17 protein-coding genes are annotated in these 20,232 nt (G+C 63.6%); 9 read left to right on the forward strand and 8 right to left on the reverse strand.

Features of this window, described 5'->3' with window-relative positions; translation table 11 throughout:
• The first annotated feature begins 9 nt into the window (after positions 1–9).
• Entirely contained in the window at positions 10–1,275 is a 1,266-nt protein-coding gene (locus tag dmul_RS17060) for a DUF4340 domain-containing protein (RefSeq protein ID WP_020875326.1), read from the forward strand.
• Between the two features lie 41 nt (positions 1,276–1,316).
• Here dmul_RS17060 and priA read toward each other — a convergent pair whose 3' ends face one another.
• Positions 1,317–3,752: a replication restart helicase PriA gene (gene priA, locus dmul_RS17065; protein ID WP_020875327.1), complete on the reverse strand. Its 2,436-nt coding sequence runs from the start codon at positions 3,750–3,752 to the stop codon at positions 1,317–1,319.
• 221 nt (positions 3,753–3,973) lie between these two features.
• On the opposite strand from priA, the gene upp reads away from it, so the two are divergent.
• Both upp and dmul_RS17075 read left to right on the forward strand, forming a co-directional pair.
• Positions 3,974–4,600, forward strand: a complete 627-nt coding sequence (gene upp / locus dmul_RS17070) for a uracil phosphoribosyltransferase (RefSeq protein ID WP_020875328.1) — start codon at positions 3,974–3,976, stop codon at positions 4,598–4,600.
• Positions 4,601–4,674: 74 nt separating this feature from the next.
• Positions 4,675–5,160: a solute carrier family 23 protein gene (locus dmul_RS17075; protein WP_257785925.1), complete on the forward strand. Its 486-nt coding sequence runs from the start codon at positions 4,675–4,677 to the stop codon at positions 5,158–5,160.
• Here the strand turns inward: dmul_RS17075 and pyrF are convergent, their stop codons facing one another.
• From pyrF to dmul_RS17110, 7 genes are all read right to left on the reverse strand, one after another.
• Entirely contained in the window at positions 5,161–5,886 is a 726-nt protein-coding gene (gene pyrF / locus dmul_RS17080) for an orotidine-5'-phosphate decarboxylase (RefSeq protein ID WP_020875330.1), read from the reverse strand.
• A 184-nt stretch (positions 5,887–6,070) separates the two neighbouring features.
• Positions 6,071–8,212: a SpoIIE family protein phosphatase gene (locus dmul_RS17085; protein ID WP_020875331.1), complete on the reverse strand. Its 2,142-nt coding sequence runs from the start codon at positions 8,210–8,212 to the stop codon at positions 6,071–6,073.
• 13 nt (positions 8,213–8,225) lie between these two features.
• Positions 8,226–8,645 (reverse strand): PqqD family protein, encoded by a 420-nt coding sequence (locus dmul_RS17090; RefSeq protein WP_040414031.1) that lies wholly within the window; start codon positions 8,643–8,645, stop codon positions 8,226–8,228.
• Complete coding sequence (locus dmul_RS17095) at positions 8,620–9,660, reverse strand: hypothetical protein (protein ID WP_020875333.1); 1,041 nt, start codon at positions 9,658–9,660, stop codon at positions 8,620–8,622. The genes dmul_RS17090 and dmul_RS17095 overlap by 26 nt, the downstream gene beginning before the upstream one ends.
• A gap of 22 nt (positions 9,661–9,682) precedes the next feature.
• Positions 9,683–10,291 carry a hypothetical protein gene (locus tag dmul_RS17100; RefSeq protein ID WP_144016549.1) on the reverse strand — a complete coding sequence of 203 codons (609 nt, stop codon included), beginning with the start codon at positions 10,289–10,291 and terminating at the stop codon, positions 9,683–9,685.
• A 253-nt stretch (positions 10,292–10,544) separates the two neighbouring features.
• Positions 10,545–11,102, reverse strand: coding sequence for a Crp/Fnr family transcriptional regulator (locus dmul_RS17105; protein ID WP_020875335.1), 558 nt, complete (start codon positions 11,100–11,102; stop codon positions 10,545–10,547).
• On the reverse strand, positions 11,077–13,635 hold the full coding sequence (locus dmul_RS17110) for an ATP-binding cassette domain-containing protein (protein ID WP_020875336.1): 2,559 nt from the start codon (positions 13,633–13,635) through the stop codon (positions 11,077–11,079). Before dmul_RS17110 ends, dmul_RS17105 begins: the two co-directional genes overlap by 26 nt.
• A 292-nt stretch (positions 13,636–13,927) precedes the next feature.
• Here dmul_RS17110 and dmul_RS17115 point away from each other — a divergent pair, with 292 nt between their 5' ends.
• The 6 genes from dmul_RS17115 (at position 13,928) to dmul_RS17140 (ending at position 20,232) form a co-directional block, all read left to right on the forward strand.
• Complete coding sequence (locus dmul_RS17115; protein ID WP_052018491.1) at positions 13,928–14,731, forward strand: DnaJ domain-containing protein; 804 nt, start codon at positions 13,928–13,930, stop codon at positions 14,729–14,731.
• 181 nt (positions 14,732–14,912) lie between these two features.
• Entirely contained in the window at positions 14,913–16,010 is a 1,098-nt protein-coding gene (pdhA, locus tag dmul_RS17120) for a pyruvate dehydrogenase (acetyl-transferring) E1 component subunit alpha (RefSeq protein ID WP_020875338.1), read from the forward strand.
• Position 16,011: 1 nt separating this feature from the next.
• Positions 16,012–16,992, forward strand: coding sequence for an alpha-ketoacid dehydrogenase subunit beta (locus dmul_RS17125; RefSeq protein WP_020875339.1), 981 nt, complete (start codon positions 16,012–16,014; stop codon positions 16,990–16,992).
• Positions 16,993–17,007: 15 nt separating this feature from the next.
• On the forward strand, positions 17,008–18,414 hold the full coding sequence (locus dmul_RS17130) for a dihydrolipoamide acetyltransferase family protein (protein WP_020875340.1): 1,407 nt from the start codon (positions 17,008–17,010) through the stop codon (positions 18,412–18,414).
• A gap of 26 nt (positions 18,415–18,440) precedes the next feature.
• Positions 18,441–19,853 carry a dihydrolipoyl dehydrogenase gene (gene lpdA / locus dmul_RS17135; RefSeq protein ID WP_040414072.1) on the forward strand — a complete coding sequence of 471 codons (1,413 nt, stop codon included), beginning with the start codon at positions 18,441–18,443 and terminating at the stop codon, positions 19,851–19,853.
• Positions 19,854–20,040: 187 nt separating this feature from the next.
• Positions 20,041–20,232, forward strand: coding sequence for a DUF2065 domain-containing protein (locus tag dmul_RS17140; RefSeq protein ID WP_020875342.1), 192 nt, complete (start codon positions 20,041–20,043; stop codon positions 20,230–20,232).

The following is a 20,232-nucleotide window of genomic DNA, read 5'->3' on the forward strand; positions in this document are numbered from 1 at the left end:
CATGAGACCATGAAATCCAAGACGTTTATCATATTATTGTTGATCTGCGTGCTCCTCGGCGCGGCAAGCTGGTTCCTTCTGGGATCCGGCCCGTCGACAGGCCGGAAAGCCGACGACCCGTCAGGAGATCCCCTCCTGACGGCCCTGCCGGTGAAGGAGATCCTTACGATCGAGATCACCGGACACCAGCGCGGCGTGCATCTGGAAAAGGGCGAGACGACCTGGCGCGTTCGGGAGCGGTACGGATACCCCGCTGATTTCGTAAAGCTCTCCGACCTCGTGCTGAAGCTGCGCGACATGAAGGTGGATCGCACCTTCCCGGCATCCGACGAGATTCTGGCTCGCCTGTCCCTCAACGCCCCCGACGGAGCATCCGATCCGTCCGCCGCCGATGCCCGGGGCACCCGGGTCGTCCTCAAGGGTCGGAACGACGCGGTCCTGTCCAGCGTCGTCATCGGAAAGACCCGGGATAGCGACACCGGAAGGGGCGGGAACTATGTCATGGTCGACGGGGACAAGGCGGTCTATGTCGTCGACAAAGCGTTCCACTTCCTCGATACCGACCCCGAAAAATGGATCGACAAGGAGATCCTGGACGTCGCGCCGGAACGGATCGCCGAGGTCCGCCGAATCGATCCGGGGGCCGGGGCGCCCCGCTATATCGTCCGGCGCCCTGACCCGGAAAAGCCGGCCGGGCTGCTCGACGTTCCGGCGGACAAAACCGCGGCGTCGGTCAAGATCAATCGCCTGATGGACGCTCTCTCCACCTTCCGGATCGACGACGTGGTCGATCCGAAAACCCCGGCGGAAGCCACCGGGCTCGACACCGGGGCCTGCTTCGAATACGGGCTGTTCGACGGCACCGTCTACACCCTTTGCCTGGGAGGCCCCGTGACGGACCATCCGGACCGCACCTATTTCAAGGCCCGGGTCGCCTTCACCCCGCCGTCCGAAGCCCCGGCGACGGCCCCGGAAAAGACGGCCCCTGCCGGGGAAGAAACGGCGGCCGACGCCCCCGAAGCACCGGTGGATCCGGCTGAAAATACCGATGCGCCCACCGACGGCACCGAATCGACGGCGCCGGCCCCGGAGGAGACGGTATCTGCCGGGACGGAAACGACGGCCGGCGCCCCTGAAACCCCGGCGGATCCGGCTGTCGCGGCGGCTGAACTGAATCAACGGATCAGCCCCTGGATCTTCGCCGTGCCGAAATGGAAGGCCGACCAGTTCATCCTCGACAAGGCCGATTTTTTCGAAAACAGAGAAAGTGATTAAGGGCTTCGGCAAGGCAATGTCGCTACCCCCTTCCCCTTTCTTCAACTCAGAAAATACGGATCCACGTCGATCACCACCCGCACCCCGGGGTGGCGAAACAGGTTCGGCGCCGCCGAGGAAACCGCCCGGACAAACCGGCGAAGCGGCCCGATCCGCAGGCCCTTGACCAGCATCTGCCAGCGGTAGCGGCCGGCGATCTTCTGGATCGAGGCCTCCACGGGTCCCAGAAGCGTCACCCATTTCCGGTAAACCGCCTCCTGCTGCAACAGCTCCCGGCAGACCGACCCCAGGGCCTCGGCCGTCTCCCGGGTCGCCTCGGGGTCGACGCCCGAGATCCTGAGCTGAATGATCCGGGATACCGGCGGATAACCGAGGGCCCGGCGAAAACCGATCTCGACCTTGTAAAACGCCTCGTAGTCCTGTCGGGTCGCGGCGACGATGCTGAAATGATCGGGGGTGAAGGTCTGCAGAATCATCCGGCCGGGGGCATCCCCCCGGCCGGCGCGGCCGGCCACTTGGGCCAGGAGCTGGAAGGTGCGTTCCCCGGCCCTGAAATCCGGAAAACTGAGGGAAAGGTCCGCGCAGATGACCCCCACCACGGTGATGTTGGGAAAGTCGTGACCCTTGGCCACCATCTGGGTCCCCACCAGAACGTCCACCGCCCCTTTCCTCAGACTCTTCAGGATCCTGACGACAGACCCCTTTCGGGTGGTGGTGTCCCGGTCCATGCGCGCCACCCGGGCGTCGGGGAACAGGGCCTTGACCGCGGCCTCCACCTTCTCGGTCCCCATCCCCAGCAGTTTGATGGGGGCGGGTCCGCAGGCCGGACAGTCGCAGGGCGCCTTTCGGGTGTAGCCGCAATAGTGGCACCGGTAAACCCCGGCCAGGCGGTGGTAGGTCAGCGTGATGTCGCAGTGGACGCACCGGAGGGCCTCTCCACAGGCGGCACAAACCGGGAAGCTGGCAAAACCCCGGCGGTTCAGAAAGAGCAGCACCTGTTCTTTCCGTTCCAGGGCCGCGGTCATGGCCGCATGGAGGGGCGGCGTAATGAAGCGCCTCGCCCCCCGGGTGTCCGCGACCTTTTTGAGATCGACCACGGTGATCTCGGGAAGCGGGCGGGACGCCACCCGCCGCCGAATCCGAAGCTCCCTGAACTTTCCCGTGCGGACATTGTAGCAGGTGTGAACGGAGGGCGTCGCCGATCCCAGGATCACGACGGCGTCCGAAAGCTTCGCACGGACCACGGCGATGTCTCTGGCATTGTAAAGCAGATCCGCTCCCTGCTTGTAGGAGGTGTCGTGTTCCTCGTCCACGATGACGAGACCGATATGATCGAGGGGGGCGAAAACCGCGGACCGTGCCCCGATGACGACGGCGGCCTCCCGGTTCAGAATCCGCTGCCATTGATCCAACCGCTCGCCCGCGGAAAGCCCGCTGTGGAGCACGGCGACGGCCTCCCCGAATCGGGCCCGGAACCGACGCTCCATCTGGGAGATCAGGGCGATCTCGGGCACCAGCACCAGCACCGGGAGCCCCTTTTCCATCACCTTCCGGGCCAGATGGAGATAGACCTCCGTCTTCCCGCTGCCGGTGACCCCCGCCAGGAGAAAGGGACAAAACCCCTTGCCTGTGACGGCGTCCACTTCGGCGACCACCCCGGCCTGCTCCGGGTTGAGGGTTCGGGGGGTATCCGGTGGTATCGGTTCGCCAAAGGGGTCGCGATAGACCTGTTTCTCGTAGACCCGGACCAGTCCCTGCTCGACCATGGCGCGGACGAGCCGCGGCGCCGTCGGCACCTGGGCCTTGATATCGCTGATCGACATCTCCTCGCAGGACTCCAGGAGTGCCAGGATATCCCGCCGGGCCCGGGAAAGGGACGCCGGCGGCGTTCCGTCGCCCCGCGCCGCGAACCGTTCCATTCTCGGCCGGGCCACGCCCCCCTGGAGCACGGCTTCCCGCACCAGCCATCCCCGGTCCTCGAGGGTCTGCACCAGGGCCGCCGGCACGCGCCGCTCTCTCAGGTCCTTGAGACGACACGGCCCCGATTTCAGGCGGGTCATCACCTCCCGCTCGAGGGGTGTGAGATCCCGACCCCCCGCCTCGAAGACTGTCAGCCCCCCGGGAGTGGCCGAAACGGTCAAGCGGTCGTAAACGTTCAGTCCGCCGGGCAGGGCGCACTGAATCACCTCCCCCAGGGGGTGCATGTAGTAGTCGGCGACCCATTTGAAAAAAGGGATCATCTCCGGAGGAAAGAGGGGGACCGGATCCAGGACGTCCAGAATCCGCTTGACGGCATACCCTCCCGAAGGGACCGTCTCCCCCAGTACGTACCCGGTGACCCGCCGCCGTCCGAAGGGCACCAGGACCCGCTTTCCGGGGGTCGCCAACGGCGCGAGGGCGTCCGGGACCCCGTAGGTGTAGGATCCTTCGACGGGAAGGGCGACGGCGACGGCGATGTGGCTGGAATAGATCGTCATAATCAGGAATAGATTGTCATTCCGTATCAATCACATTATATACAGACGGGTCAACCCCATCGATACCCAACCCTGTTTCATTCATAAGGAGGCACCCTGATGGCAACATTCTCTTGACAAACTTGTCAAGGAACCGGGAAAATACACCTTCAACCGGCCGTTGGGCTGTTTCTGACCCTTTCCCCAACTTATGTTTTCCACCCTGCATAAAGGAGGCCGCCGTGCCCGTCACCCTTGCCGACCACCCCCTGATCAAACACAAACTGGGGCTCATTCGCAAAGCCGACATCTCGACCAAGGACTTCAGAGACCTCTCCTCGGAGATCGCAAGACTGCTGACCTACGAAGCGACCAAGGACCTGGAAACGGAACAGATCACCGTCGAGGGGTGGGCCGGTCCGGTGACAGTCGATACGATCAAGGGGAAAAAGATCACCGTCGTCCCCATTCTTCGGGCCGGCATCGGAATGATGAACGGCGTCATCGACATGATCCCCTCGGCAAAGATCAGCCTGGTTGGCCTCTACCGCAACGAAGAGACCCTGGAACCCGTTCGCTATTACGTCAAACTGACCAGCAACATGGAGGAGCGGATCGCCCTCATCCTGGACCCCATGCTGGCCACGGGCGGCACCCTCGTCGCCACCATCGATCTGTTGAAGGCGGCCGGATGCACCCACATCAAGGGGCTCTTTCTCGTAGCGGCGCCGGAAGGCCTCAGGCGGCTCGAAAAGGCCCACCCGGACGTCGAGGTCTACGTGGCGTCCGTGGATGAAAAGCTGAACGACGTCGGGTATATCCTGCCGGGTCTGGGGGATGCCGGCGACAAGATCTTCGGCACCAAATAGACCGGTGCGCCCAGGAACCCCCAACCCGGGCAAGGAGCATCCCATGTCCCCAGACCCCTCGGACCGGCCCGGTCATCATGGTCATCGGGCTGGTCCTGGCGCCGGTGGCCGTCAACATGGCCATGGGAAAGACCGGCGACGGCGCGGCGGTCCTCGTTCTCGAAAGAACGGCCCTCTTTATTTCCATGCTGTCCCTGGCCGTCACCGTCCTGGTCTCCTTGAAGGGCAGGGGCATGCTGCGCCTCATTCCCATCCTCTGCGGCATCACGGCGGGGTATCTCGTCTCCCTCCTCCAGACCATCCCCACGCCGGTCATGGGCGGGATCATGCTGCTGCTCTTCGGCGCCATCATGGTCGTGGGGCTCAACAGCCTGGTCAAGGCGGGTGAGGATCTGATGGAACCCCGAAACATGTGCATCGTCTCCCTCGTCCTGGTCTTCGGAATCGGCGGTATGGTCTTCTCCGCCGGAGATTTCAGCATCAAGGGCATCGGGCTTTCAGGCATCCTGGGCGTTCTCCTGAACCTGGTGCTGCCCCGGAGTCGCCGTCCCGCGGCATGATCAGGCGGCCGCAAGAGCGGTCTGAACCTCCCGGGCGATCCGGCGGGCTGCTTCCCGGGGGTCTGCCGCGTCCCGAATGGGTCTGCCCACGACCAGATAGTCGGCCCCCCACCGGACGGCCTGTCCCGGTGTCGTGACGCGCTTCTGGTCGTCGGGTGAATCCTGGGCCGATGCGGGACGGATGCCGGGGGTCACCGCCAGAAAATCGGGTCCGAAGGCCTTCTTGACGGCGGCCGCCTCCAGTCCCGAGCAGACGATCCCGGCGCAACCCGCGGCCCGGGCCGTTTCCGCCCGGTTCATGACCAGCCGGGTCATGTCGGCGGCCAGTTCCGGCCGGAAGCCGGCGGCGGCGATATCCTCGCTGGAGACGCTGGTCAGCACCGTGACCCCCAGCACCCCCACCTTTCCACCGCTCCCGGCCACGGCGGCCCCCAGCATTTCAGGGCTTTCCCCGCAGTGGACCGTGGCGAGCGCGACGTCGAGATCCGCCACCCGGGCCATGGCGCGCGCCACCGTGGCGGGGATGTCGTGGAGCTTCAGGTCGAGAAACACCCGGGCCCCCCGGGAGCGGATAAACCGGACGATATCCGGCCCCGCCTGGATAAAGAGTTCGAGGCCCACCTTGAACATCCCCACCTCTTCCGACAGCAGGGTCACCCATTCCTTTGCCGCCTCCGGGCTCGGCACGTCCAACGGAAACACGATATAATCGGTTGCGCTTCTCATGATCTCCTTTCTTGTATAAGGCTGAAGACTGAAGACTGAAGGCTGAAGGGGATAAAATGCGCCGCTCGTCACAGACGCACCCCTTCAGTCTTCAGCCTTCAGCCTTCAGCCTTCTTGAACGACTAAGGCTGAAAGGGATAAAATGCGCCGCTCGTCACAGACGCACCCCTTCAGTCTTCAGCCTTCAGCCTTCAGTCTTTTTAACAATGACAATCGTCACGTCGTCCGACTGGGGCCGCGGGCCCCGGAACGCTTCGAGACCGGCGAGGATCCCCTCCAGAATCCCGGCGGCGGTCCGGTCCGCGTGGGATCGGATCAGGGCCTTGAAGCGGTGCTTTCCGAACATCTCTCCCGCGGCGTTCCGGGCCTCCCAGATGCCGTCCGTGCCGACGGCGATGATGTGGCCGGGCGACAGCCCCGTCCGGCGGCCGGCAGTGTAGGTCATCCCCTCGTCGATGCCCAACGCCGCCCCCTTCCCCTTCAACTCGGCGAAAGCCCCTGTTTCAGGGTCATACCAGACGGCGGGATCGTGACCGGCGCGAATCCAGTCGACGGCCGCGGCATCAGGCGCGATCTCCATGTAGAACAGGGTCAGAAACTGACCGGTGGCGTCGGTGTCCCGGCAGACGAGACGGTTGACGTCGCCGATGACCGTCGCCAGATCGCCGGGTTGGCCCACCCGCCCCTTGAGGAACGCCCGGGCGGTGGCCATGAGGAGGGCCGCGGAGATGCCGTGACCGGACACATCCCCGACCGCGACGCCGAGTCCGGGGACTCCGCCCCGGTTCAAGGGGATGAAGTCATGGAAATCCCCCCCGGTTTCATCGCAGTATCGGCTTACAGCCGCCATGTCAAATCCGGGAAGATGGGGGGGCTTTCCGGGAAGAAGGTTCTTCTGGACGCTGCTGGCCACCTCGAGTCCCTGTTTCAGGCGGATCCGTTCCTCGAGGTCCGGCACCATCCGGTTGAAGGCCCGGCCCAGCTCCCCGACCTCGTCCCGGGAACGGATGTCGATCCGAGTGGAAAAGTCGCCGGTGGCCAGCCGTCGGGAGCCCTCCAGCACCTTGTGGATGTTGTGTGTCACATATCGGGAGAGGACCAGGGAAATCAGAAACACGGCGACGAGAACGCCCGAAAACAAAATCCTGGTGGTCCTCATCTCCTCGATGAATCGCGCCTGGACATAGCGTTCCATGCTCTCGGCATCGGCGATCAGGTCCGATTTGGGCACGATCAGCAGGAGGGAGGTGCCTTCGGCGCTGATGACGCTGTAGGCCATGATGGTCGCGTCCCCGCCGTAGGGAACCTCGCTGATGCCTGAACGCCGGTTCATGAGATCGGAGATCACGGCATCCATCGCCCCGGGAACGTCCGACGACAGCCATCGGACGGTTTGAAGATAGCGCCATTCCCGGCCCCGTTCCGCTCCGGGATCCTCGCTGGCGATGATCATGACCCCGGCCTCCCGGGAGGCGGAACGCGGCACCGCCCGCACCAGCAGTGAAATGACGTTCCTGGAGAGCATGCGGATATGCTTGTTCTCGTGGAGCAGCGTGCTTACCGGCACCATGAGGGCCGCCGCGCCCGCGAACGCTCCGTCCGGCCCGTGGATGGGCGCGGCGACAGGGATTACGATTCGACAGGTCAGGGCATCGATAACGGGCATGCTCCAGACCGTTTTCCCCCGATCCCTGACCTGCCGATACCAGGACGCATCGCGCCCGTCGGGCAGTGAAACCCCCGCGGGGCCGGGGTAGAGCGTCTGGATCCCGTTGTCCAACACCACCATCTGCCAAAGAAAAAGACCCGGAAATTCCCGATCCACGGCATCATAGAGAGTGGCCATGCCCTCGAGACGACCGGCGGTCAACTCCCGATAGGGCGCTGCCGTCCCCGGGGGAAATCGCCACAGGGGTTCGCGGCGGGAGACGGACAAGGGCTCACACACGCCCGTTTCCACCAGACGGCAGTAGACCGAGGGGTCCCGCTCCTTCAGATCGCCGGCCGGCGCCTCTCCGGCCCGGTCCGTTTCACGGATGGAGCGTTCGGCCGGAACCGGTGATCCCCAAAGCCGTCGCTCCAATTCGGCCGTCCGGACCCTGAGGATCATGTCGATCAACTCCGCATCCCGCTTGAGCACCCGCGCATGGTCCTCCACCAGCCGCTTCAGGGCCTGGGTCGACTGCGTGGCGAGGGTGTCTCTGGCCTGTTCCGAGAGTTCCAGGGCCAGGGCGTGGAAGAGCCCGCCGGCTTTCCACCGCAAAGCCAGCATCGGCACCATGGAAACGGCGAGGAGCAGTACGAGGATCTTCCAGCGAATCCGCATGAATAACCTGCCTTCAGCGCCTGGAACCGGCGTCGCTCGGGATGCCGGGTTTAAGGCCGATGATGCCCCGCCTGCCCAGTTCACGGATGAAGAGGGTGACGGACGCCTCCGCCTCCCTGGGATGCAGCCGAAAGACATCCGAGAATTCCCGGATGATGCCGCCGACGGTGCGCCGGCCGTCGATCAGACCCCAGGCCCTGCTCCCCATCTCGTCCAGCTGAAGCTTTTTGACGACGGGTCTGTCCACCCCCGAACCCAGCCTGCGGGCCATTGCCGCGATCCAGGGCCGCGGCTTCAACGGATATGAAACCTGAACCAATCCCCCGTCAAGGATCTCCTCTGAGACGCCCGAGTGTTTCACCGGTCGACAGGCCAGTGCATCCTTGCGGGTGACGGGCCCGGGAGCGTTAGATTTTCTGAAGCGTCGTACCATTCGTCCTTCCATGATTCGGGCCATGATTCGGGCCATGATTCGGGTCCGTCGGTCTGTCCGTCAGCCGCCCCTCGAAAACACCCCCGGGCTTCGGCCCCTCCGGGGGCACGCAGTGGAACGCGGCGCAAAGGGCCGTAAAGCGATCCTCGTCCGGCAACCGCCGCCCCACCGTCTGAAGGGCCAGGATTTTGTCGCAGTCGTCGGCATGCCATGCCCGGCCCCGACGGATAGGGGAGAAAAGCGACGACAGCCGACGGATCCGGCCTTCCCCGACCGGACCCTCGGTCCATTCAATCGCCCGACCGTTCCCGCCGTCGGAAATCCCCTGCCGGGAAATCCGGAAGCGCTCCGACGCAAAGGCCCCCAGGGTCCGGTTTCGGAGCAGGACCGAAGCGGGGCCCCACCGGTGGAGGCAAAGCGTCTCACGGCGGGCGGCCAGGGTCAGCGCAAAATCCCCGGGCACGAACCGATGACGCACCAGCCTGAAGGCCTCGGGCACCCAGGCCCGGATGTCGAACACGGCCCACAGCACGCGACCCTGGCGGGCGCCGCTCCTGAAGGCGGTCAGGATCTCGGGGATATCGACGCCGCACGAGGCTCCCTCGCCGTGAAACAGCAGCAGAAAAACCCGACGGTCACGTCTGCTTCGAATGACGAGCCCCTCCCCGCCGCCGACGGGATCCGACCATCTGAAGGCGGCGGCATCCGTCAGATCCGCCGGTTCGAAATTTCCGGCAAGGGCCTCCCGCCAGGACCGGGGCAAAACCGTCTCCCGGAATGTGTGACGTATTTCCCTGGGGAAGCCTCCGCGAATCCGGGGGAGCTTGCGCCGGAGCGGACCGCGGCCTCGCGTCGGCGCCCATTTGACGGCCATCACGGCGCCGGTGTCCCCTTCGAACGCCAGGTGCCCCCTGTCCATGCCCGCCGGGTGCCAGCCTTCCGGCACCGACAGACGAACGCCGCACCACCCCACTCTTTTCCATGGCCCCACCACGGTCCCGTCACCCGGGAACATCGCCGCCACCCCTGCCCGGCGCCTAACGGGGCAGGAGCCGGTCCCAGTCCGGGACGCTCCGCTCCTTTTCGACCGGGGGTTTCTCCCGGGTCCGGCGCTCACGATAATGCCGGATCTCCGCGGCCATGGCGGTGGAATGGGTCAGTTTCACCGAATTGCCGATCTTCTCGTCTTCGTCCTGGGTGTTGTGCTGCAAAATCAGGCTGATCCGGTCATTGTTCCGATCCTTGAAATACCATTTCCAGGCGATGACCACATGGAATGGATCGCCCTTCCATTCGTCCGGAGGTCCAAACCGGGCCTTGTAGCGGGACAGAAGCTCCTCGTAGAATCCCCGGGATTCGTCCGCATACTTGAGCTTGATACGGACGATCCGATCCCTGGCCGCGCAGACGCCGTAGTTGATCGTTCCGTTCTCGAAGCCCGCCGGCGGAATGACGTCCACTTCCATGAGGCATCCGACATCCCGTACCCGGATGACCGTGTCCATCTCCAGTCGATCTCCATATCGCGAGATGGGCTCGCCCAGTACGAATCCGCCCAGGGAACGCGGCGCATCGGCCGCTCTCGCGCCCCCGGAGGAAAGCATCGAGAACAGCAGAACCGCACCCGCGACCATCCATCTCTTCATACCCGTCATCTTCATAGTCTTCATAGTGATATCTCAACGTCAACCTTTCATCATAGTGAGCGGATAGAGGCATAAGATTGAAGGCGGATCAGTGCTCCGTTCGCGGCCGGCGCACCCCTTCAGCCTTCAGCCTTCAGTCTTCAGCCTTTCATCAATGGTGCCCCCGGAGGCCCCGCCCGCCAGGTCGGTCACCCCCCTGAACCTATTCCAGATTACAGAGTAAGCATCCTTGCCGCGGCGTCAAAGGCCGGGGTCATCCCCGCGATCCATCGACCCGGTAGAGATCGATGAGTTGGGATTTGTCGTCGATATAGCGCATCAGAAGATTCATATGGGCCTTCATCCGGGCCATCCGCATCTGAACGAGACGTTCCACGATCAGAAAACCTTTTTCCGGATACCGGATCAGGATTTTCCGGAAACTGTGCCGATCGAGAATCAACACGTCGGCGGGGTCGACGACCTGAGCCGACAGGGGCCACTCGTACTCGGCCAGAAGGGACATGTAGCCGAAAAATCCGCCGGGCTCCAGAATCTGAAGGTCGATCATCTTACCGTCCGCCTCCTCCAGAAGAAGCCGGACCCGGCCTTCCAGCACGAGAAACGCCTCGTTGGCCGCCTGTCCCTGGCGAAAGACAACGGCACCCCGCGGGTAGCGACGTCGCCGGGCCGTGTAGGCATGGAGTTTGATGATCTCGAAGGGGATATCCCTGAACATGGGAAGCCGCCGCAGGGCTTCAAGGTTTTCCACCAGCTCGGATCGCCCCGAGACGGCTTTCGCCCTGTCATCCCTGTCCGTGAAAAAGCTCATAAAACGCTCCTTTTTGGGCCATGAGTTCCGCAAAGGTTCCCGACTCCACGACAGCCCCGTTCCTGAGCACCGCAATGCGGTCATAGGTCCGGGTCAGATCCAGGCGATGGAGCACGGCGATGACGGTGGTTTTCCCGCCCAGATCCCTTTCCAGGTATCTCTGGATTTTTCCCTGGGAGGTATTGTCGAGGCTGGCGGTGGCCTCGTCCAGGATGAGGATCGGCGCACCCTTGAGAAAGGCCCTGGCGATGGCGATCTTCTGGCGCTGCCCACCGGAAAGGCGGTCGCCCTTGCTTCCCACCTGGAAATCGAGCCCCAGTTCCATGATGTCGTCCAGGAGCCCCGACTCCGAAAGACGATCCACCACCACATCCCGCAGGACCGATGTTTCGGCGGCGTCGTCGGACCGGGGGGTCCCAAAGACGATGTTTTCCATCACCGTTCTGGAGAAAAGATACTCCGTCGGGCAATACAGGCCGCGGCCGGCCCCCGGCGGCCCGGGATCCTCACCCTTTATAAACCGTTCGGTGGCCTCGCGGCAATAGGCGATGTCCATGCCGGCAACCTCCTGGATGAAGCGATGCCGTGCCGCCAGAATCTTTTCCGCGAGGCGCTCGGAAATCGCCGCCATTTTATGACGGGCCGGGATGTAGCCGAGGGCCAGATCCAGAAGCCGCATCCGGTCGTCGCGGGCCGGCGTCTCCTGCCCCGACGCCTCCAGCCGGGAAACCAGGTCCCGGTACACATCGAATTGATCGGAGGGGATGGGGCTGCTGCCGAAAAAGAAGTCGTCGTCCCTGAGATCCTGGAGGAGATGGACCGTTTCCCGGGCCAGGTTCCATCCCAATCGGACAAGGGGCTCTTCGAGATCCGTTTCCCGAAGAAACCGCATAAAACGGCGATTCCCGGTGATGCCTTCAAGGGTGAAGCCATCCCTTCCGCCGTCCCCGAACAGGAGGTTGCGAAAGAGGGGTACATGCCGGAGAAATTGGTTGACGTCGTAAAACTCCACCGCGTCGGAGTGGGATTCCACGAGCTTCTCGTGCACCAGGCGCCGCATCTCGAAAACCTTTTCCATGAAGCGACCCCTTCGGCCCTCGGTGATGACCGTGTTGAGCCCCCAGCGGACGACATCGTCCCCGAGCCCCACCTTCCGGACCATATCGAGGAGAACGCTTCGATCCGGAAGATGGGATCCGGCGGCTTCGTCACCCGACGAGGCCCTCGCTTGAATCGCGTAGAGCAGGTTCTCCCGGACGCTTCCGTCAAAAATGAAGGGGTGCTGGGCCACGAAGCCGATATTCCGGCTGACGTCCGCCTTGGTGAGGGTCGAGATATCCCGCCCGTCGATGAGAATCCGACCCCGGCTGTGGCGGTAGAGCTGACCGACGAGCATGGCCAGGGTGCTCTTGCCGCTCCCCGAAAAGCCCACCAGGGCCATCTGTTCCCCGGGGGAGAGCTCAAAGTTGATGTCCTTCAGCAGCGCCATCCCCCCCTCGATGGCGTATTCCAGTCGGTTGACCTGAATCCGCCCCGCCAGGGGATAGATTTCCCGGCCCACCGGCGAGACCTCGAATTCGGGGGTCGCATCGAAGCAGGCCATCACCCGCCGATACCGCACCCGGGCATCCTGAAGCTCCTGGTAGTATTCGATCAGCTCTTTCCAGGGATCGTAGATCTTTTCATACGCCGAGAGGAACGCCACCAGGGCTCCCAGGGTAAAACGGCCGTGAATGGCCAGATACCCGCCTACCAGGAACAGGATGAAGGGGCCGATGTTCTGGAATAGGTTGTTGGTGAACTTGATACCGAATTTCAGCACGAAAAGACGATTGGCCAGGGAAAAGAGGGTCTCGAAACGGCGTCCGGCTTTCTCTCCTTCCAGACGGTACCCGGCGTTTCCCTGGATTTCGTGGATGCCTGAAACCGCCTCGCCGATGGTGTTGGCGGCGGACCGGACCACGTCGACCCGCTGGGTATTGAGGCGGTTGTAGCGTCGCTGAAGTATGGGAACGATGACGAGTTCCAGGGGGTAAAGGGCGATGCTCATGACCCCCAGCATGGGATCGAGCCAGATCATGTAGCCCGCAAAGGCGAGAAGGGTGAGAACCGCGGTGACGGGAACGGCGAGGGCACCCCCGATGAAGTGCCCCACGGCGCCGAGCTCTCCCGTCATGGCCGTGATGACCGTTCCCGGGGGGGTGCGCCGGAAGAATCCCAGGGGCAGCTGCAGGATATGGGCGTAAAGCGCCGTCCGGATCTCCAGCAGGATCTTCTGGCCCAGGTATTTCTGCAGAACGTTGGCGGCGTACTTGAGGATGCCGGCCAGGAGGACCGCCCCCAGATAGAGTAGACAGTAGCGGATCAGGAGGTCGGTCTGCTTGAGGTGGATGGCGGTGTTGACGATCCGCTTCTGCATCTCCAGGGGAAAAACCCTGAAAAAGAGACCGGCCAGGATGATCAGCAACAGACCGGCCTGGAGCAGGCGACAACGGTGAAAGATCCAGTAGAAAAGGGGCTTCTGGGTAACCATATCCGGCGGTCTCCTGATGACGCGGACAGTTTAAGGTCTCACTTCAACTTTCATGATGGTGACCGGATAGATACGGCCTATGAAAGCCGAAAATCACGTTAATGAGAAGAATAGAATAAATATCCTCCCGGGTCAATCCGCTTTTTCACCCGATCTGCCCACGCCGTCGGCCCGGCAGATCCTTTCCCGTTGATTTGCACGAACGCGATGATTATGTTCCCCGGTTCAGAAGCCATGGGCCGCCCATGGAAAACCACGGCCCCGATCGGGGATGCCTCAATGGAAAGGTGACATGTTCATGACTCAAGAGGATTATTATCAGGTCCTGGGCGTCGGGCCCGACGCCGGCAAAAGGGAAATCAAGGAAGGCTATCGGAAACTGGCCTTCCGATACCATCCCGATCGAAACACCGACGACCCGGAAGCGGCAGAGCGCATGAAGCGCATCAACGAGGCCTACGCCGTTCTCTCGGACCCGTCCAAAAAACAGGCCTACGACGACCTCCGTCGACGGTTCGGCGCGGACGCTCACGGCCGGTTCCGGCAGAACTATTCCGAGCAGGACATTTTCAGGGGCTCGGACATCAATCAGATCTTCGAGGAGATGGCGCGATCCTTCGGCCTCCGCGGTTTTGACGCCATTTTCAAGGATTTTTACGGCCAGGGCTACCAGACCTTTCAATTCAAGGGCAAGGGCGTTCGCGGCGGCGGTTTCTTCTTTTTCGGCGGTCCTGGAACCGGCCCCGCGTCCCATCGCAACACCCCGGGCGTTCTCGACGGCATCGTCCGCCGGCTTCTCGAGAAATCGGGCGCAGGCAGTGGATTCATGAAAGGGGCGGACGTGGAGGAGACCCTCGTTCTCCCGCCGGAGACGGCACGGGACGGCGGGCCCTATGCCTACGAACACAAAAGGCTGGGCAAGAAGCTCGTGGTCCGGATTCCGCCGGGTGTCCGGGAGGGGCAGCGGATCCGGCTCAGCGGCATGGGGCGCCCCTCCATCATCGGCAGCCCCCCGGGGGATCTCTACCTGAAGGTCCGGATTCAAAAGCCTCTGCTGAGCAGGATCAAGGGGTTTCTCGCCAAATTGGCCTCGTAGGCCGCCGGCGTCGGATGCCGGGGGGCACAGGGCATCGCTCACGACCGCGCCGCCCCATGCCCCCCGAATCCGCCGCTTCCCCTTGACGTTCGGGTCATGCAGTATCATCTTTATGCTCATTACTCCCTTTGAACAGCGTCGCCGGCATCATCGGCGCCAAAGCCATCGGAGGAGAACCGACATGCCCAGAACAGCCATCGACATCCCCGGACAGATCGACTATCTCTCCATTCTCGACGAAAACGGCAAGGTCGACGCCGAGCTCGACCCCAACCTTTCGGACGACCTCTTGATGAAACTTTACGAAGCCATGGTCCTGGGGCGGGAGTTCGATCGCCGGATGCTGAACCTGCAGCGCCAGGGACGCATCGGCACCTTTCCCCCCATTACCGGCCAGGAGGCGGCCCATCTCGGGGCCGCAGCCGTCCTGGAACCCGAAGACTGGATGGTGCCCTCCTTTCGGGAGACCGCGGCGGAGCTGTGGCGGGGGCGGTCCATGGAAAGCGTCCTCATGGCCTTCAACGGATACAACGAGGGCTTTCACGTGGCGGAGGACCGGAACGATCTCCCCAACGCCGTACCCGTGGGGTCCCAGACCCTCCACGCCGTGGGCCTTGCCTGGGCCCTGAAATATCGCGGGAAGAAGCACGTGGCCATGACCTTCTTCGGCGACGGCGCCACCTCCCAGGGGGACGTCCACGAGGCCTTCAATTTCGCCGGCGTTTTTCAGGTTCCCGTCATCTTCGTCTGCCAGAACAACCAATGGGCCATCTCCATCCCACGCTCCCGTCAGACGCGGTCCAAGACCATCGCCCAGAAGGCCCTGGCCTACGGTATCGAGGGAATCCAGGTGGACGGCAACGACATCCTCGCCGTTTATGCCGCCGCAAAGGAAGCGGCGGATAGGGCCCGGTCGGGCGAAGGCCCCACCCTGATCGAATGCGTCACCTATCGTCTCATGATGCACACCACCGCCGACGACCCCAAGCGATACCGCACCGACGAGGAGGTGGAATCCTGGCGGCAGAAGGATCCCATCCAGCGTTTCCAGGTTTACCTCAAGGAGCGGAAGCTCCTGGACGATGACGGCATCGCCGACGTGGAGCAGTCGGTAAAGGACCGGATCCAGACGGCGGTGGACAATGCCGAAAAGCAGATGGCGGACGCCCCGGACCCGCTTCTCATGTTCGAGCATGTTTACGAGACGCCGCCCCCGCACCTGAAATCCCAGCGAGAAGCCCTTGCCCGTTGGCTCGAGAAAACCCGCGAGGAGGACTGACATGGCGAAGATGACAATGGTACAGGCCCTCAATCTGGCCCTGCGACAGGAGATGGAACGAGACGACGGCGTCATCGTACTGGGTGAGGACGTCGGCAAGGACGGCGGCGTCTTCCGCGTCACCGACGGCCTTTACGAAAAATTCGGCGAGACGCGGGTGGTGGACACCCCCCTCTCGGAGAACGGCATCGTCGGCATGTCCGTCGGCATGGCGGTTTACGGACTGAAGCCGGTGTGCGAGATCCAGTTTTCCGGCTTCGCCTACCAGAATTTCCACCAGATCGAAAATCACGCCTCGCGCCTCCGGTGGCGCTCCCAGGGGCGCTATCACGTCCCCATGGTGCTGCGGGCGCCCTACGGCGGCGGCGTCCGCGCCCTGGAACACCACTCCGAGAGCCGCGAGGCCTTCTGGGCCCACATCCCCGGCCTCAAGATGGTGATCCCGTCGGGGCCCCGGAACGCCCGGGCCCTCCTGGTGAGCGCCATCCGGGACCCGGACCCCGTCATATTTTATGAGGCCAAGGCCCTCTACCGGGCCTTCCGGGAGGAGGTGCCCGAGGCGGAGGAGACGATCCCCCTGGGCGAGTCCCGGATTGCCCGGGAAGGGGACGACCTGACCCTCATCGCTTACGGGGCCATGCTGCGCCCCGCCCTCGAGGCCGCGGAGCGACTGGAGAAGGAGAAGGGCGTCTCCGTCGAGGTCATCGACCTGCTGACCATCTCGCCCCTGGACGACACCCTTTTCGTCACGTCCGTCAAAAAGACGGGGCATGCCGTGATCGTCCACGAGGCCCCCATGAGCTTCGGCCCCGGGGCCGAGATCACGGCCCGACTGGTGGAGAAGGCCTTCTACTACCTGGAGGTGCCCATCGGACGGGTTACCGGCTATGACGTCGTCATTCCCCTCTTCAGCCGGGAGAAGCACTACATCCCCACCGTGGAGCGCATCGTCCACGAAGCCAAGAAAATTCTTGAAACCTGATTCGGAGGAAAACCCATGACCCAATCTTTCAAGCTACCCGACCTGGGGGAAGGGATTCACGAAGGGGAGGTGACCGCCGTGACGGTGTCGGAGGGCGACCGCGTCGAGGAAGGCGACGTCATTCTCGAGATCGAAACCGACAAGGCGGCCGTGGAGATTCCCTCCCCCGTCACCGGCACCGTCGTGGAGATCCGCGTCAAGGCGGGAGACGTGGTCAAGGTGGGCGACGTTCTGATGACCTTCGACACGGCAGCGGCATCCGAAACGGAAGAACCGGAAGCATCCGGAGAGCGCGACGCATCCTCGGGGGCGAAGCCCTCGAAAAAATCCGAAGCGGACGAGCAGAGCGCGGAAGAGCCGGACAAGCCGAGCCGGGAAGAGAAGGAAGACAAGGCCGCGGACAAGACAGACGAGGGGCGCCCCCGGGACCGGAAGGGACCGGTGCCCGCATCCCCCGCCACCCGGCGTCTGGCCCGGGAGATGGAGATCGACCTTCATGAGGTGACGCCCACCGGCCGGGGCGGGGTGGTCACGGCGGACGATGTCCGGCGTCATGCCGATGCCGGCGGCACGGCGGCACGGGAAGGGAAAAAGACCGAAAAGGCCCCGGAAAAGCCGGAAGCGGCGCCGGATCGGTCTGAAGCTCCGGAACAGCCCCGACCCCTTTCGGCGGACGCTCCCGATCTGCCCGACTTTTCCCGGTGGGGCGAGGTGGAGCGGGTCCCTGTCCGCTCCATTCGGCGGGCTACGGCCAGACAGATGGCCGTGGCCTGGTCCCGGATCCCCCACGTCACCACCACGGACATGGTCGACATCACCGATCTGGAAGCCTTTCGCCGGAAGCACAAGCAAAAGATCGCCGAGCAGGACGGACATCTGAGCCTCACGGTCTTCGTGCTGAAGGCCCTGGTTTCGGCCCTGAAACGATTCCCCTATTTCAACTCGAGCCTGGACGCGGCGTCGGGGGAGCTCATCCTGAAGCGCTACTATCACATCGGCGTGGCGGTGGACACCGAGGACGGACTGATCGTTCCGGTGCTCCGGAACGTGGACCGCAAGAGCCTCACCCAGATCGCCGTCGAACTCAAAGGATTGGTGGACAAGACCCGGAACCGGAAGATCGCCGTGGAGGAGCTCCAGGGCGGGACCTTCACCGTCACCAACACCGGGGGGAGCGGCGGCACGCTCTTCGTGCCCATCGTCAACCATCCTCAGGCGGCCATCCTGGGCATGGGACGAGCCGGTATGGCGCCGGTGGTGCACACCCTGCCGTCGGGCCGGCATGAGATCGTGCCCCGCCTCATGATGCCGATCATCCTCACCATGGATCACCGGATCCTCGACGGCGGCGACGCCTCCCGCTTCCTCGCGACGGTCACGGCCGCCCTGGCCGATCCCGAGGAATTGTTTTTAACCGGCTGAAGGCCGGATTGGAGATGATTATGGTTATGGGAGAACTGGTACAGGATTGCGAGGTCGTCGTCATCGGCGGCGGGCCGGGAGGATACGCCGCGGCCTTTCGGGCGGCGGACCTGGGCATGGACGTAACCCTCATCGACACGGGCGAAGGGCCGGGCGGGGTCTGCCTCTTCAGGGGATGCATCCCCTCCAAGACGTATCTCACCCTCGCCGAACTGCTCCACGACGCCGACCGGGCCAGGGAGATGGGCATCACCTTCGGCCGGCCCGATATCGACATCGCGGGCGTCCGCGGCTGGAAACAACAGGTGGTGGACAAACTGGCGAAGGGCCTGATGCAGTTGACGAAAGCCCGGGGCATTCAATTGCTGCAAGGCCGGGCAGCGTTCAAGAGCGCCAATGAAGTCCGGATCCCGGGATCGGACATCAGCGGCATCCGGTTCAAGCATGCCGTCATCGCCACAGGCTCCCGCCCAATCCCCCTCCCGGACACGGATTTCGAAAAAGACGGCCGGATCATGAGCTCCACGGCGGCCCTGAGCCTCCCCGACATCCCCAAACGGATGCTGGTGGTGGGCGGCGGGTATGTCGGCCTCGAGATCGGGATGATTTACGCGGCCCTGGGTTCGGAGATCCATCTGGTGGAGATGGGGGACCGCCTGCTGCCGGGCATCGACGACGATCTCACGGCGCCCCTGAAGCGCCGGCTGGACAAGGCCTTCAAAGCGGTTCACCTCAACACCCGCGTATCGAAGCTCCAGCCCCGCGACGACGGTGTGGACGTCTCGTTTTCCGGAAACGGGAGCGACGACACCTTCGACCGGGTCCTCGTCGCCGTCGGGAGGGCACCCAACACCCGGGGCCTCGGCCTTGAAAACACCCGGGTTCGCACCGACGACCGGGGGTTTGTCATTGTCGATGATCGGCAACGGACCGGGGACGAAAACATCTTTGCCGTAGGCGACGTCACCGGCGGCATGATGCTGGCCCACAAGGCCTCCCGCGAAGGCAAGATCGCGGCCGAGGTCATGGCCGGTCAGCCCTCGGCCTTCGATGCCGCAGCGATCCCGGCGGTGGTGTACACCGATCCCCAGATCGCCTATTGCGGCCTCACCGAAACGGCGGCCAGGCAGGAAAAACGGACCGTCGAGGTCCGGCGATTCCCCTGGAAGTATTCAGGCCGGGCCGTCACCCTGGGGACCCCCGAGGGGATGACCAAGATGATCGTCGATCCCGAATCTCAGCGGATTCTGGGCGTCGGCATCGTGGGCCGGAACACCGAAGGGCTTATCTCGGAGGGTGTTCTGGCCGTCGAGATGGGCGCCGTGGTCCAGGACGTCGCCTTTACCATCCATCCCCACCCCACCCTCTCGGAGACCGAGGCCGAGGCGGCCGAGCTCTTTCTGGGCGGAGCCGTCCACGCGCCTCCCGTCCGGAAATAACCGACGCCGCCCGCCTCCGGGCGGCTGTCCCGTCATTATTTTTTTGACAAACCATCCCCAGGGCCTATAATAGATCGTTTTAACGCACCCCCGGCAAAACCGGTTTTGACGGCACGACAGCCGGGCCCATTGTCAGGGCCGGCCTGAACGGTGCCGGGATATCTTCAGCAGTGAGGAAAACAGACCGATGGAATTTTTTCTGTGCGTCGTCGGCATGGTCATGTTCATAGAGGGGTTTCCCTATGCCGCCTTTCCGAACCGGATGAAATCCTGGCTGGAAAGAATCCTGGAACTCCCGCCCCGAACCCTGCGGGGGCTGGGCCTTATCATGATGCTCGCGGGACTTTTGACGGTCTGGGCGGGGAGGATGTTCGACTAG

Source organism: Desulfococcus multivorans (genome assembly GCF_001854245.1).
In the GTDB taxonomy this organism is placed as follows: Bacteria; Desulfobacterota; Desulfobacteria; order Desulfobacterales; family Desulfococcaceae; genus Desulfococcus; species Desulfococcus multivorans.

Excerpts from the sequence above, each read along its gene's own strand:
- dmul_RS17125 (WP_020875339.1), top strand. The coding sequence starts at position 16,012 with ATGGCGAAGATGACAATGGTACAGGCCCTCAATCTGGCCCTGCGACAG.
- priA (WP_020875327.1), bottom strand. The coding sequence starts at position 3,752 with ATGACGATCTATTCCAGCCACATCGCCGTCGCCGTCGCCCTTCCCGTC.
- dmul_RS17140 (WP_020875342.1), top strand. The coding sequence starts at position 20,041 with ATGGAATTTTTTCTGTGCGTCGTCGGCATGGTCATGTTCATAGAGGGG.
- dmul_RS17110 (WP_020875336.1), bottom strand. The coding sequence starts at position 13,635 with ATGGTTACCCAGAAGCCCCTTTTCTACTGGATCTTTCACCGTTGTCGC.
- pyrF (WP_020875330.1), bottom strand. The coding sequence starts at position 5,886 with ATGAGAAGCGCAACCGATTATATCGTGTTTCCGTTGGACGTGCCGAGC.
- pdhA (WP_020875338.1), top strand. The coding sequence starts at position 14,913 with ATGCCCAGAACAGCCATCGACATCCCCGGACAGATCGACTATCTCTCC.
- dmul_RS17095 (WP_020875333.1), bottom strand. The coding sequence starts at position 9,660 with ATGTTCCCGGGTGACGGGACCGTGGTGGGGCCATGGAAAAGAGTGGGG.
- lpdA (WP_040414072.1), top strand. The coding sequence starts at position 18,441 with ATGGGAGAACTGGTACAGGATTGCGAGGTCGTCGTCATCGGCGGCGGG.
- dmul_RS17060 (WP_020875326.1), top strand. The coding sequence starts at position 10 with ATGAAATCCAAGACGTTTATCATATTATTGTTGATCTGCGTGCTCCTC.
- dmul_RS17105 (WP_020875335.1), bottom strand. The coding sequence starts at position 11,102 with ATGAGCTTTTTCACGGACAGGGATGACAGGGCGAAAGCCGTCTCGGGG.
- dmul_RS17130 (WP_020875340.1), top strand. The coding sequence starts at position 17,008 with ATGACCCAATCTTTCAAGCTACCCGACCTGGGGGAAGGGATTCACGAA.
- dmul_RS17090 (WP_040414031.1), bottom strand. The coding sequence starts at position 8,645 with ATGGTACGACGCTTCAGAAAATCTAACGCTCCCGGGCCCGTCACCCGC.
- dmul_RS17085 (WP_020875331.1), bottom strand. The coding sequence starts at position 8,212 with ATGCGGATTCGCTGGAAGATCCTCGTACTGCTCCTCGCCGTTTCCATG.
- dmul_RS17115 (WP_052018491.1), top strand. The coding sequence starts at position 13,928 with ATGTTCATGACTCAAGAGGATTATTATCAGGTCCTGGGCGTCGGGCCC.
- dmul_RS17100 (WP_144016549.1), bottom strand. The coding sequence starts at position 10,291 with ATGAAGAGATGGATGGTCGCGGGTGCGGTTCTGCTGTTCTCGATGCTT.